Below are 14,367 nucleotides of genomic sequence, written 5' to 3'. Positions count from 1 at the left end.
TTCCTCCTAGTCTAATTTAATACGTGGGTCAACAATTGCCATGATAATATCACTTAAAGTACTACCAAGCAATGTTAAGAATCCTGAGAATAACATTAATGTTGTAACAACACTGTAGTCTCTATCTTGAATACTTTGATAGAATAATTGTCCCATTCCAGGGTAACCAAAGATTGTTTCTACGAAGATACCACCACTGAATAATCCAGTAATAGAGAATCCGAAGAATGCTGCGATTGGTAAGATAGAGTTTCTAAAAATGTGTCCTGAATAAACTTTTTTTACTGGCACACCTTTAGCACGTGCTGTTTTAACATAATCACTTTGTTTCGCGTCGATAACTTCATTACGTAAATATTGAACAGTTGATACTGTTGATAATAACGCTAAACAGATACCAGGTAAGATTAAGTGTTGCAGTTTATTAATATAGTATGTGAATGTTCCTGGATCAAGGTTAACATCTACAGATCCACTTGTTGGGAACCATCCTAAACCGAAACCAAATAATGCAATCATGAATAAGTATAATACGAATGATGGAATCGCTAGGAAGAAGAAGTTATAAAAGTTTACGAATTTATCGAATTTAGAACCATTATAACGACCTGAATACATCCCCATAGGGATAGCAATTGCATACATAATTACCGCAGTAAATAATGACAGGTTGAATGTATTGAAAATTCTTTCTCCTAAAAGTGTCCCTACTGATTTACCAGTAGTATAACTTAATCCGAAATCACCATGCATGAAGTTTTTTAACCAAGTTAGGTATTGTTGATACCAAGGTTCATAGAACCCACTCGCTTGACGAATCGCCTCAATTTGTTCTTGAGATATTTTTGGATTTTCTGCTAAACCACTAAATGGATCCCCAGGCATAAGTTTAGCTAGACCAAACACTAGTATACTAAGGATGAATAGTTGTGGTATCATTACTAAAAAACGTTTTAAAACTACTTTCCACATTATACTTCTCCTCCTTTCATAGCTACATAGTGTGTATCTGTTAATTTTTTAAGTGGATACACTCTTCCATCTTTATCGAAATAATCATTATAATGTTTTTGATACTCTTCTTCAACAGCTTGTCTAACTTCTTTTACTTCTTTAGCTTTATCTAAGTTAGTACTTGGAATAGCCGCAATAAGACGTTTTGTATAAATGTGTTGTGGATTATTGTAAATATCTTCACGAGTTCCACGTTCTACGATACGACCACGATACATGATATAAATATAATCACACATGTGCTTAACAACACCAAGGTCATGAGAGATAAATAAATAACTTATATTAAAATCTCTTTGGATTTTTTTCATAAAGTTTAATACCTGAGCTTGAACTGAAAGGTCAAGGGCAGATACCGGCTCATCGGCTACGATTAAACGTGGATTACACGCGATTGCACGTGCAACACCAATACGTTGACGTTGTCCACCTGAGAATTCAAATGGATATTTATACATAGCTTCTTCACCCATACCTACGATATTAAGAAGCTCTAATACGCGCTTTCTAGTATCTTCTTCAGATAAGTTTTCAAAATTACTAATAGGTTCTGAAATAATATCTATAATACGTTTTTTAGGATTTAAACTAGACATTGCATCTTGGAAAATCATTTGAACATCACGATTATATTTTAGTTTTTTACGAGCTGCTTTTTTAGTAACATCTTCGTCTTTGTAAATAATTTGTCCATCAGTTGCTTTTTCTAAACCTAAGACTACTTTACCTACAGTAGTTTTTCCACTACCACTTTCACCGATTAGTCCATAAGTTTTCCCTGCTTCGATTTCAATATCAACCCCATCTACTGCATAGACATGATCTTTAATTGTATTGAAAAATCCACCGCGAATGGGATAATGTACTTTTAGATTTTCTACTTTAAGCATTGTTCTCCTCCCCTTCAAATTCAAAGTTTTTATAGCATGTACAACGTACATGATGTCCTTCTTCTACTTCATGTAAAGTTGGATTGTGTTCGTGTTCTTCATCTTTTAGCCAAGATATACGATCAGCAAAACGACACCCTTGTCTGTCTAATGTTTTTAGAGAAGGTACCATCCCTTGAATAACGTAAAGGTCATCACTAGCATCTTCATCATCAAGTTGAGGAATACTACGTAATAAACTACGAGTGTACGGGTGTTTTGGATTTTTGAAGATTTGTTCTGCAGTTCCAATTTCTACTACTTCTCCAGCATACAGTACAGCTACTCTATCAGCCATCTCAGCAACTACACCAAGGTCATGAGTAATTAAGATAATTCCTGCATGCATCTCTGCTTGAAGTCCTTTAATAAGGTCTAATATTTGCGCTTGAATTGTAACGTCTAGAGCTGTTGTAGGTTCGTCTGCGATAAGAACACTTGGTTTACAACTCATCGCCATAGCTATCATAACACGTTGACGCATACCTCCTGATAACTCATGTGGATACTGTTTTGCACAACGCTCAGGATTAGGGATACCAACTTGTGTTAATAACTCGATAACTCTCTTTTGTCTTTCTTCTGCACTTAATTCTGTGTGATAAATTAAGGCTTCTTCTATTTGTTTTCCAATTCTGTGTAATGGGTTTAACGAAGAAAGTGGATCTTGGAAAATCATTCCAATATCTTTTGTTCTAATTTTATTCATCTCATCTTCTGTTAAGTCAAGAATATTTTTCCCATTAAAAATAATTTCTCCAGTTGACTTAGTAAGATTTTCATTATGAAGACGCATAATAGTAGTCGCTAATGTCGACTTACCACAACCACTCTCCCCAACGATAGCTAATACTTCGTTTTTATATAGGTCTAAACTAACTTTATCAACAGCATTAAAGTAATCGTCTTTAATTCTAAAAGCTGTTTCTAGATTTTTAATCTCTAATAGTTTCTCCATTTACCTATCTCCTTCCAAAAAATAACTTACTTCAATAATAAATACAAATTTAAACTTTATTTCCTTTTGCATTTTCAATTAATATTGTTTTATTTCTAATCAGATTTTTTTATAAATCATAACCTTAAATAAAAACAGCATAATACTATATTATAAAATTTTTAGAAAAAAAGCAATAAAAAAGTAAAATTCAGAGAGAAAAATCTAGAATTTTCTGAATATTTATCAAAACACTCTATAAAACTACTAAAATTTCCTCTGAATATATCGAAAAAAACGACTCAAAATCTTATTTTCTAAAAAATATTTTATCAAGTCGCTTTTTTACTAATTTTTATATTTCTATTATCTTAGTCGGAACTACTGGATCAGTATCCATAATAATTATTTTATCATTACAATCAATAGTTTTATCAGCTTCTAGAACACAATCTATATCCTTATTTTTAAGAGTCATGTCAGCTGCCATACGAGCAAGTTCTTTCGTATTATTTTGCTCACTTAAGTGGGCTAAAAAGACATTTTTTGTGCTATCTCCTACTATTTTTGTTAAATAATTAGCAGAATCTGTATTTGATAAGTGACCCATGTCTGATAATATACGCTGTTTAGTCGTCCATGGATAAGGCCCACTAAGCAGAACATTCTCTTCATGATTGCTCTCATAGACAATAGTATGTGAATCTTTCACATAATCTATCATCTTATCAGATACATAACCCGTATCTGTAAGAATACTCACCCTTTTTCCTTCACATTCAAATGTATAAAACTGTGGATTAATCGCATCATGACTAACTCCAAAACTATTAACAACTACATCATCAAAGATCTTGCTTTCTTCTTTTTCAAAATGAAACTTAAGATCTGAGCTGATTTCACCACATTTAGTCATGTTTTGCCAAGTAAGTTTATTAGCATAAACTGGAATATTATACTTCCTTGCGAGTACTCCTACTCCTTTTATATGGTCAATATGTTCATGTGTTACAAAAATTGCATTGATATCTTTAATATCACGCTCTATTTGCGCCAAGTTCTCTACTACTTTTTTCCCAGTCAGTCCTGCATCTACTAAACATTTAAAATTATTATGCTCTATATAGATACTATTTCCACTACTACTGCTGGCTAATACCGATAATTTCAAGTTGCACCTCCATATCTAACTATGTACTGCTACATTATATCACTTTTTTAAAAAATTTTTAAGATAAAAATACTTTAGCATATATAAAGTTTACTTTCTATAATTACTATATATATTTTTTTCTATAAAGACTCTAGTTCATGGAGAAAATCATCCCTACTATCAAAAAAATGGGAGTAACTCGAAAATTACGATTTCAAAGAAATCGATTTTATCGAGTTACTCCCTTCAAAGTTTATTAAATATCTATACAGTTTTTATAAAACGAATTTAAATATCAACAAACCACAACATCTATGAATTCCTATATAAATTTTTTATAATTTAGAATTCTAAGACGGTACTATTTTTTAAAAATTTTTATCTACTATTCTTTTGCTGATAAAGCAGCCATAGTTATATAGTTATACGGCTTGTTAAAATGCGGTAAGAAGAAAATATCTGTAAGAGCAAGTTTTTCAATAGTTACTTTCTCCTGGATGGCTAATGAGAATAAATGAATTCCCATTGAAATATCTTCTTTAGATGCAATTTGGGCCCCTAAAATTACACGACTATCTTTATCATATACTATTTTGATTTTTACTTCATGGTTATCATGTTCTATAAATTCTGGTTTTTGTAAGTCTGTATATTCTGTCACAGCTGCATTATAACCAAATCGTTTTGCTTTTTCTAATGTTAAACCAGTAGATACCATTTTCAGGTCATAGATACAAATACCATTCGAACCTTGAACACCTGCTGATTCGACTACATCTCCATCACCTCCAGCATTTAGAGCTGCAACTAATCCAGTACGAACTGCGTTAGATGCTAAGGCAATGTAGTTTGTATCACCAACTGCATTGTCATATACAGTTGCACAATCTCCAATAGCATATACGTCTTTTATGCTTGTTTCTTGTTTTTTATTAACTAAGAATGCTCCATTACGGAATAATTCAATTTTGCCATCACCTAATGCAGTATTTGGACGGAAACCTACAGCTAATACAACCATATCTACATCAAATGTTTCCTTATCAGTAATTAATCTTTCAACTTTTCCATCACCTTCAATAGCTTCTACTTTTTGTCCAAACGCTAATTTAATACCATGATCTTCTAGATTTTTCTTCATTAAATTAGAAAATTCAGGGTCATAATATCCAGCAAGACATGTATCTACTATATCTACTACAGTTACTTCTTTTCCTAAACGTTCAAATGCTTCTGCAAGTTCTACACCAATATATCCTGCACCTACCACTGCTACACGTTTAATATCTGGATTAGCATTAAGTTTATTAATTACCTCTTCAGAGTTTTGGTATAACTTAACAAATTGTAAATTCTCTAATGTAGCTTTAAACTCTCTGTTCCCTGGCACAATTTCTGCTCCTTTAATTGGAGGTAAGATAGGTGTCGATCCAGTCGCAAATATTAGTTTATCATAACCTTCAACGTGTTTTGTTTTTCCATCTAATAGTACGTGTACTTCTTTTTTATCATAGTCAACAGACTCAACAGGAGAATTCATATATACTTTGGCTCCTGCTTCTTCTAAAGACTCTTTACTAGCATAAAACAATCCTTCTGGACCTGAAATTTGCTTTCCAATCCATAAAGCCATTCCACATCCTAAAAATGAAATATTTGAGTTTTGGTCAAAAACTACCACTTCATTTTTATCACCATATGTTGCTAAAATTTTATTAACACATGCTGTCCCTGCATGGTTTGCTCCGACTACTACAATTTTACTCATTTATTCATACCTCTTTTCTTTATTTTGTGATAATAATTATCACTATCGATATTTTATAATAAATAATAAGAAATATCAATAAATATACCATTAAAATAGTAATAAATTTAACTTATTTAATCTGTTTTAAAAATTACAATATCGCTGTTTTAATAAAAAAAATAATAAAAACGCTATTTCTTAGACAAATCTTTTTGAAATATATATTGTATTACACTTACTGAAACATCTGTTACAATAATATAGATTTCATTCAAGATACTACACCCTATTATAGAATTATCATTATCCCAAGAAGATTTTCTAATAATTTTCAGAAAATTTTTAAAATAATTATTGATTTTCCTGATAATCATGTGTATAATAAAAACAACAAAAACGAAAAGGAGGAACTACAAATGAAACAAACAACAACTTTAAAATCTTGGCAAAACTGGCGTAGATAATGTTGTGTGTATGTTTTTATGACGTAGACACAACTTTAGTGTACTCTAAAAAGTGTCTATGTCGGCTGTAGAAAAATCGTTTTAAATTTCGCAAAAGGGCCGTATAGAATTCTATACGGTCTTTTCTTTTTGGGGTAAAATAAAAAATTTAAATAAATCTTATAGGCAATTCGAAAGGAAATAAACAATTATGACAAACTTAGAAAATAACTTAAACAACTTAAAAGGATACTTTGGAGAATTTGGAGGAAGCTTCGTACCTGAAGTTGTACAAAAAGCTCTAGATGAACTAGAAGCAGCTTATGACAAATATAAAGATGATGAAGAGTTTTTAGCAGAATACGCTCACTACTTAAAAGATTACTCAGGACGTGAAACTCCACTATACTACGCTGAGAGTTTAACAAACCACCTTGGTGGAGCAAAAATTTACCTTAAACGTGAAGATTTAAACCACCTTGGGGCACACAAACTTAACAACGTTATCGGACAAATTTTACTTGCAAAACGTATGGGTAAAAAGAAAGTTATCGCTGAAACAGGAGCAGGTCAACACGGTGTAGCTACTGCCGCTGCCGCTGCGAAATTCGGTATGGAATGTGAAATCTACATGGGAGCTCTTGATGTAGAAAGACAAAGACTAAACGTATTTAGAATGGAAATGCTAGGGGCAAAAGTTCACGCAGCTCAAGAAGGAGAAAAAACTCTTAAAGAAGCTGTTGACGCTGCATTCAAAGCATGGATTGAAAATATCGACGATACTTTCTACGTACTAGGATCAGCAGTTGGACCTCACCCATACCCAACTATCGTAAAAGACTTCCAAAAAGTTATCAGTAAAGAAGCAAAACGTCAAATCCTAGAAAAAGAAGGACGTCTACCTGACTTAGTAGTAGCTTGTGTAGGTGGTGGATCTAACGCAATCGGAGCTTTTGCTGAGTTCATCCCTCACGAAGAAGTAGCATTACTAGGAGTTGAAGCTGCTGGTCGTGGTCTTGATACAGATCGTCATGCAGCAACACTTACTTTAGGAACTGTTGGAGTTGTTGATGGTATGAAAACTTACGCACTATTCAACGAAGATGGTTCAGTAAAACCTGTTTACTCAATCTCTCCAGGATTAGACTACCCAGGTATCGGACCTGAACACTCATTCCTAAAAGATGCAAAACGTGCTGAATACGTAAGTGCAACTGACGATGAAGCTGTCGATGCCTTACTTCTATTAACTAGAACAGAAGGAATTATCCCAGCGATCGAAAGTTCACACGCACTTGCAGAAGTAATCAAACGTGCTCCAAAACTAGATAAAGATAAAATAATTATCGTTAACGTATCTGGACGTGGAGACAAAGACGTAGCCGCAATTGCAGACTACTTAGAAAATAGAAATAAATAACAACAAAACATCGCATACTAGGTTCTCTAATATGCGATGTTATATTATTTACTTTAGTAGTATTACTAATTTCAGCAAATTTCAATAAATTTAACTATGACCTTATTTATTCATTGAACTTATTAGATATTTATGTTAGAATAAAATCATAAAAGAGAGAGCCGTTTTAAAGACGGTGGCTCAATTAGTTAGTTATAATAATAACCATCTAACCGGCTAAAGTTAAAGATGGTTATTTTTTATTGTCATTTTTGAACGCTGTTAAGCACACTCCAACTATTGTTGCAATCAATAGATTTATACCAATAATAGTTTGTACTATTTCGTAAGGTGACAACTTGCTACTCCTTTCTTCAAGATTTTAGTGTATGCGGACATAGCACCATCCCCTTTCAAATTGAAGTAGCCACCATCTTCATCGGAAACTATAATGCTCCCTAACTTCTCTCTCCGATTTTGATTATATCAAATTAAATATATATAATCAACTATTTATGAGAGTTGCTATATCAATGTTTTCAACTTGTTAATAATAGTAAATTTCATTCGTAAATTAAACATATTCTGAAAAAATAAATTCATAAAATAGAAACAAATAACTCCAAAACATCGCATACTAGGTTCTCTAATATGCGATGTTTTTTTTATTATTTTTTGAATTTCTTATGTAATTCTGTATAGAATAATAATCCTATTAATGTTAGGGCTATTCCTCCCATAGCTAATGATGTTTGTGAGATTAAAGTACTTACTAAAGTATACACCCCACCAAGAATAGCTATTATAGGAACTATTGGGTATAAAGGTACTCTATATGGTCTTTCTAATTTTGGTTCTTTTTTACGTAGTATAATTACCGCAAGGAATGTTGCAGTGTAGAAGAACCACATTACGAATACTAATAAATCAGTTAACATATCAAAACTACCAGTCAGCATCATTAAAAATGCTATTACTAAAAGTAATAATCCTGCATTCACCGGCACAGCACCTTTGTTTAACTTCGTCCATACATTTTTAAATGGAATCTGTTCACTTTTCGCCATTGCATAAGGTACTCGAATCCCAGCCATTGAGAATCCGTTAATCGCTCCATATACACTGATTAATATTCCAATAGTGATAATCTTACCACCAATACCACCAAATAACTTCGCAGCTACTTCACTAGCCACAGTTTGATTACCTGCAACATGATCTAAAGGTAAAGTCATAAGATAAGCTACATTTATTAGTACATAGACCGCCATAACAACAGCTAAACCTAAGAAGATTGCTCTTGGTAAATCTTTTTTAGGATTTTTCATCTCTCCTGCCATACTTCCTACGTTAGTCCATCCTTCATATGCGAACATCGCAGCAAGTAAAGCCCCACCTAATCCACTAGCAAATGAAATATCTTTCCCCGCTTCTACAGGGAATAATTGTAGCGGCTGTGAATCGCTTTGGAATAATCCAAATGCAATAATTACTATTAACGGTATTAATTTACAAATAGTAGCTACTGTCTGAATTACCCCTCCAATTTTCCCACCTAAAAAGTTTAAAAACATTAATGATGCAGCTGCTGCAAAAGCTATAGGTAAATGCCATGCTTTATCTAAATTTAATAAGTTTAAAACTTGTGTAGAGAAAATAACCGCAAGTGCTGCAATCATCGCAGGGAAATAAATTACCGACTGCGCCCATCCTAATAAGAACGCAGCAGTTTTCCCATAAGTTCTTTCTATCCAAACGACCATCCCTCCAACTTCAGGAATAGACGCTGCAAGTTCCGCAACTGTAAGACCTGCACAAATCGTAATAATACCAGCAAGGATCCACGCTAGTAACCCTAGACTCATCGTCCCTGTAGTCTTATAAATAACAGCTGCTTTAAAAAACACACCTGCTCCTATTACCGAGCCTATAACCGTCATAAAGGCAGGCATAAAACCTATCGTTCTTTTCAACTCACTCATAAGAGTAACCTCCTTATTTTATAATTTTCTATTTTTATATTATACCTTTTTATTAGGTAAAAAGAAAAAAGAAAAGACTCAACATTTGAATCTTTTCTTCAGTATATTCTCCTATTTACCAAATAATAATTTGAAGAAGTTTAATTTTTGACCATATCTTAATGTTGCTAGTCTATATACTCTAACACTAAGAAGGGCTACTATTAATGTACTTGCGACTAGAATACCATAAGATACTGCTAAATCATGTATAGAAACATGACTTATCGCATAACGTGTAAACATTACAAAGTATGATGTGAATGGAACATATGATAAAATCTCTGCAAGTTTAGTATCTCCTGTTGAACCCATAATATAGTAGTTTACGAAGAATGCTCCCATAAACAGTAACATCGGCACAGTTATCGCTCCATTGACATCTTCAATCTTACTAACTAGTGAAGCGAATGCAGCGTACATAAACATAAACATCACAAATCCAGTTAAGGCGAACGCTAATCCCACACCAAGAACTTTTAAGTCTACATTTTGTAAAATATGTTTAATATTATCACTATATTTAGAACCATTAATTTTTAGACCTGCGAATAATCCACCAATTATTAACCCCATTTGAATAAGTACCGCAACTGATAAAGCTAGTACTTTCCCTACGATAAGTGTTCTTGGACTTACAGTAACTACTAACAGTTCCATCGCTCTATTGCTTTTTTCTTTAACAACGTTTGTCGCAACAACACTACCGAATTGAATTACTGTCATATAGACGATAAATGTAAGAACATAAACTACTACTACATTCACCGCTTGAGTTTGAGCATCAGAATCTCCACTTACATTTACAGGTACAGGTTGAGGAAGATGTGATTTCACATTGTTTACTTTATCATAATCTAAACCGTTTTGTTTATAGACTAATTTTTCTACATTTTTTCCAAAAGCTTCTTTGAATTCACTACCACCTTTACTAAAGATAGATTGTTTAGATAAATACTCATAACTATCTTTTGTTAAGACGATACCTTCATCAAGTTTATTATCTTTAATATCTTTTTCTAAAGCTTCTTTATTGTCGTATTTTTTAGCTTCTTTCAAATCGTCTAATTTTATACTTACATCTTTTACAACATAAGCACTACGATTGAAATTATCATTGCTATCACCTTTGAAAAGATTACTGTTCGCAATCGATGGTACAAATGTTATACCTATAGCGATAACGAAGTATATTGCCATAATAACTTTTGTCGCTTTCTTTGCGAAAAATTGTTTTAACTCGAAATTAAATACTGTACTAAAATTCTTCATAACTACTTACCTACCTGTTCTTTGAATATATCTTCTAACGATGGTTTATAAAGTTTAAATTCTTCTATATTAAAGCTACTTCCTGCAAGTTTTGCTAATAGTTCTTTTTTAGATCCCTCTTCTTTAAAATCAAGAAGCACTCCCTCTGGTACTAATGAGTATTCGATACCTAATGGTATAGATCTTAGATTAGCAAGCAATTCTTCTTTTTCTAAATTACTAACACTCAAAATCATTTTTCCATGCCCAAGTTGTTTTTTAATATAATCTAGATTTCCACTTAAAGTAATTTCCCCTTTTTCTAGTATATTAATGTCTTCACAAAAAGTTTCTACAACTGGCATTTGGTGAGATGAGAAAATAACTAGTTTATCTTTTTTGATAAAGTCTGTAATTATTTCTTTTAACTTTGATACGTTCACCGGATCAAGTCCACTGAATGGTTCGTCAAAAACAAGAATATCCGGATCATTCATAACACTTTGAATAATTTGAATTTTTTGTGCATTACCTTTAGATAATGTTTTTAATGCTTGTTTGTTATCTTCTAATTCGAAGTACTCTAACCATTTTTTCGCTTCTGTTTGTGCTGCTTTCTTCTTCATACCTTTTAGCATTCCGAAGTACGTAAGCTGATCTACTAATCCAACTCCATCGTACATTCCGCGTTCTTCTGGTAGATACCCAATTTTTACCTTATTGTGATCTAAAGGTTTCCCATCTAGTAAAATCTCCCCTTTGTCAGGTTTAAATATATCTAACAAAATTCTAAAACTTGTAGTTTTACCACTACCATTTCGTCCTAAATATCCGTTAGCTACCCCACTTTTCGCTGTGAAGCTAACACCTTTAAGAACCTTCTTATTCCCAAAGCTTTTCTCTACATTTTTAAATTCTAAAATCATAGCCCTTACCTCATTTCCTAACTTTTTAAAAGTTATATCCCTTTTTTATTCATCATTATTTTTTATTTCTTTTTTCAACTTGAAATATTTCGACACAAACATTCCAAGTCCTCCTATACAGTAACCAAATATACCACCTATTAATCCACCTATTAACATGGCTAATAAATCAGGTATTCCACTATTAATTACCCATTTAATATTAGTAAAATACAATACCCCTATTATATTTGTTAAAACAAACAAAACTATAAATCTTAACAATCTATACTTAACAAACTCTAATTCCGTCTCGGTATCAGTATATATTGGATACGAACTAGAAGTCCCTTCAGCTAGCCTAAACAAATCATAAAATTGAAACTTATGAAGCTTCCAACCAGTTGCTTTATAATACTCTTCTATCTCAGGTGTAAACTGTTTATCAAAGATAAATTTGTATTGCTTGTCGCTAGTCTCTGAGACTTTCTTCATTCTAATTGCCACTATAACCTCTTTATCGTATTCATATCCCTTAGCAGCAAAGCGATTCATTTTATCCGCTACTTTATCATAACTTATAAATACAGGAACATATTTATACTTCATAAATTCAATCCTTTCTTCTCTTCAAAAATAAATATTTTATAAAGAACGCTATATTTACAGCACCTAGTCCTAGACCAAAGCCAAAAGACATTCCTGTAATAAAATCAATTACTTCAGATGGCATTAAAAATTTATTTATTAAATGTGTAATCAAAGCTAGAAAAAAGCATCCTAACATGATTTTCCCATTAAATCTTATTCTATATAGCCACATGTATTCTTCACTCAAATTATCTGTATATAGTGTAGTTGCCGTAGGTTCTCCGCGTAATATTTGCCAGAAAAAACTATTTCTAACTACTTTCCAACCGTTAAACTTATAAAAATCTTCTCGTTCAGCATCGAACTTTTTATCATATACCAATTCATATTTATAGTTAATTTTTTCTCCTTTTTCTAATAAAATGAAGAATACTAGAAACTTTTTAAAATGCCAGCCCCTAGCACTATATCTTTCTAACTTTCTCATGAATCTTTTATTTGTTAAAGCGAATGTATGTATCACCTTATATTTACTCATCACTTCCACCACCTATAAACTTCTTAGCTACATCCAATAAAAACTGTCGAAGTTTTAAATTTTTCTCCAAAACTTCCATACCTTTTGGAGTAATATGATATTCTTTTTTCGAATTATCAATCTCTTTATCTTCTATCCAGCCAACAGAAACCATTTTTCCTAAAGTCGTATACATTGTCGCAGGGCCGATAATAATATTATTATCGGTAATTTCTGCCACCTTTTGCATTATTAAATAACCATGAATAGGTTCTGTCAAAACTAGAAGTGTAAAAAATATACTATCCGTTAATTCACCCGTTTCATAAGGGCTTAACTTTGCCATTTTATCCCTCCTAAATTAATTAGAGATATTCTGTATTTATATCCATCATTGATATATCTATCTTCAATATAATTGTATATCAATCATTGATATAAGTCAATAGATTTTTTATTATTTTCACAAAAAATATTAAATAAAAGTAATCTCCTTATTTATTGCCTATATTATTTATTACAGATATTTTAAAAATATAACTTATTAATGTAGTAATATTGGCTATAATATGATAGAATAATGCTATAAAAATAAATTTATGAAACTAGATTTGTACAACAATCTATTTTAATTAAAGTTAAGGAGAGACACATGACAAAATCACTAAAAAAATATCTATTGCTTATTGCAACGGTTATTCTTTCGGTTACTCTTGCTGCTTGTGGCATGGGAACTTCTGCAGAACAAATCGTCAATAAATCAGTAGAATCATCTAAAAATATTAAGAGTACAGATTTCGAAGCTACAAGCCAATCTGAAATTTTAGTTGGTGAACAAAACCAAACAATTGAAAATACTGTATCTGGTTCATTAATCATGGACCCACTTGCAATGAAAGCAACTACTGATGTAAAAGCTCAAGGACAAAGCCAAACATTAGAATTGTACATTAAAGATGGAACAGCTTATGCAAAATCAACAGGACAAAACGAGTGGGTTAAAAGTTCAAACAACAATATAACTGCACAATTTGAAAATCTTAAAAAGATTGCTAATTCAGATCAAATCTTAGAGTTCTACAAAAAAATCGCTAAAGATTTCAAGAAAACTGAAGAAAATGGAAACTATGTTCTAACATATACAGGAAATGGAGAGCAATTCAAAGACCTTATGGTTGCTGTTGCTAACGCTTCTTCAGGAAGCGAAGTGACTGCTAGTGCATTTAACAATGTTGATTTCAAAAACGTTTCAATTAAACTTGTAGTTACTAAAGATTTCGTACCTGTTAACAACGAAGTGACAATGGAACTTGCAACTAAAGATACTTCAAACCCAACTACAATGAAAATCAAACAAATCATCAAATATTCTAACGTAAATAACGTTAAAGAAATTAAACTTCCTGATGAAGTGAAAAACGCTAAAGAAGTAGCTACTAATTCTCGACGTTAATAAC

At 32.0% G+C, this 14,367-nt stretch carries 14 protein-coding genes; 2 read left to right on the top strand and 12 right to left on the bottom strand.

The features are described from left to right. Positions 1 to 6: 6 nt before the first annotated feature. The 5 genes from opp4B to nox all read right to left on the bottom strand — a co-directional run bounded on the left by opp4B (position 7) and on the right by nox (position 5,801). Entirely contained in the window at positions 7 to 972 is a 966-nt protein-coding gene (gene opp4B / locus FOC48_RS08735; RefSeq protein ID WP_003147508.1) for an oligopeptide ABC transporter permease, read from the bottom strand. Next, complete coding sequence (locus FOC48_RS08730; RefSeq protein WP_003147507.1) at positions 972 to 1,904, bottom strand: ATP-binding cassette domain-containing protein; 933 nt, start codon at positions 1,902 to 1,904, stop codon at positions 972 to 974. The genes opp4B and FOC48_RS08730 overlap by 1 nt, the downstream gene beginning before the upstream one ends. After that, positions 1,897 to 2,901, bottom strand: a complete 1,005-nt coding sequence (locus FOC48_RS08725; protein WP_003147506.1) for an ABC transporter ATP-binding protein — start codon at positions 2,899 to 2,901, stop codon at positions 1,897 to 1,899. The genes FOC48_RS08730 and FOC48_RS08725 overlap by 8 nt, the downstream gene beginning before the upstream one ends. Before the next feature lie 334 nt (positions 2,902 to 3,235). Beyond that, positions 3,236 to 4,051 (bottom strand): MBL fold metallo-hydrolase, encoded by an 816-nt coding sequence (locus FOC48_RS08720; protein WP_003147505.1) that lies wholly within the window; start codon positions 4,049 to 4,051, stop codon positions 3,236 to 3,238. A gap of 367 nt (positions 4,052 to 4,418) precedes the next feature. Further along, a complete protein-coding gene (gene nox, locus FOC48_RS08715; protein ID WP_003147504.1) occupies positions 4,419 to 5,801 on the bottom strand; it encodes a H2O-forming NADH oxidase in 1,383 nt (460 codons plus the stop codon). 636 nt (positions 5,802 to 6,437) lie between these two features. Between nox and trpB the strand changes: the two genes are divergently transcribed. After that, the gene (trpB, locus tag FOC48_RS08710; protein WP_003147503.1) at positions 6,438 to 7,646 is read left to right on the top strand and encodes a tryptophan synthase subunit beta; all 1,209 of its coding nucleotides are present in this window, start codon (positions 6,438 to 6,440) and stop codon (positions 7,644 to 7,646) included. 232 nt (positions 7,647 to 7,878) lie between these two features. Here trpB and FOC48_RS10190 read toward each other — a convergent pair whose 3' ends face one another. The 7 genes from FOC48_RS10190 to FOC48_RS08680 all read right to left on the bottom strand — a co-directional run bounded on the left by FOC48_RS10190 (position 7,879) and on the right by FOC48_RS08680 (position 13,256). After that, positions 7,879 to 7,983, bottom strand: coding sequence for a putative holin-like toxin (locus FOC48_RS10190; RefSeq protein WP_331271069.1), 105 nt, complete (start codon positions 7,981 to 7,983; stop codon positions 7,879 to 7,881). Between the two features lie 310 nt (positions 7,984 to 8,293). Further along, complete coding sequence (locus FOC48_RS08705; RefSeq protein ID WP_003147501.1) at positions 8,294 to 9,607, bottom strand: APC family permease; 1,314 nt, start codon at positions 9,605 to 9,607, stop codon at positions 8,294 to 8,296. A gap of 111 nt (positions 9,608 to 9,718) precedes the next feature. Then, complete coding sequence (locus FOC48_RS08700) at positions 9,719 to 10,918, bottom strand: ABC transporter permease (RefSeq protein ID WP_003147500.1); 1,200 nt, start codon at positions 10,916 to 10,918, stop codon at positions 9,719 to 9,721. 2 nt (positions 10,919 to 10,920) lie between these two features. Then, entirely contained in the window at positions 10,921 to 11,823 is a 903-nt protein-coding gene (locus FOC48_RS08695; RefSeq protein WP_003147498.1) for an ABC transporter ATP-binding protein, read from the bottom strand. Between the two features lie 45 nt (positions 11,824 to 11,868). Next, entirely contained in the window at positions 11,869 to 12,411 is a 543-nt protein-coding gene (locus tag FOC48_RS08690; RefSeq protein ID WP_003147497.1) for a DUF2812 domain-containing protein, read from the bottom strand. A gap of 4 nt (positions 12,412 to 12,415) precedes the next feature. Further along, positions 12,416 to 12,931: a DUF2812 domain-containing protein gene (locus tag FOC48_RS08685; RefSeq protein ID WP_003147496.1), complete on the bottom strand. Its 516-nt coding sequence runs from the start codon at positions 12,929 to 12,931 to the stop codon at positions 12,416 to 12,418. Further along, positions 12,924 to 13,256 carry a PadR family transcriptional regulator gene (locus FOC48_RS08680; protein ID WP_003144244.1) on the bottom strand — a complete coding sequence of 111 codons (333 nt, stop codon included), beginning with the start codon at positions 13,254 to 13,256 and terminating at the stop codon, positions 12,924 to 12,926. Before FOC48_RS08680 ends, FOC48_RS08685 begins: the two co-directional genes overlap by 8 nt. A gap of 306 nt (positions 13,257 to 13,562) precedes the next feature. On the opposite strand from FOC48_RS08680, the gene FOC48_RS08675 reads away from it, so the two are divergent. After that, on the top strand, positions 13,563 to 14,363 hold the full coding sequence (locus FOC48_RS08675) for a DUF6612 family protein (RefSeq protein WP_003147495.1): 801 nt from the start codon (positions 13,563 to 13,565) through the stop codon (positions 14,361 to 14,363). The last annotated feature ends 4 nt before the right edge of the window (positions 14,364 to 14,367 follow it).

It is taken from the genome of Gemella haemolysans, from assembly GCF_012273215.1.
Classification (GTDB): domain Bacteria; phylum Bacillota; class Bacilli; order Staphylococcales; family Gemellaceae; genus Gemella; species Gemella haemolysans_A.
Note: the sequence above shows the minus strand (reverse complement) of the source record. Positions and strands in the feature narration are given on the sequence as shown.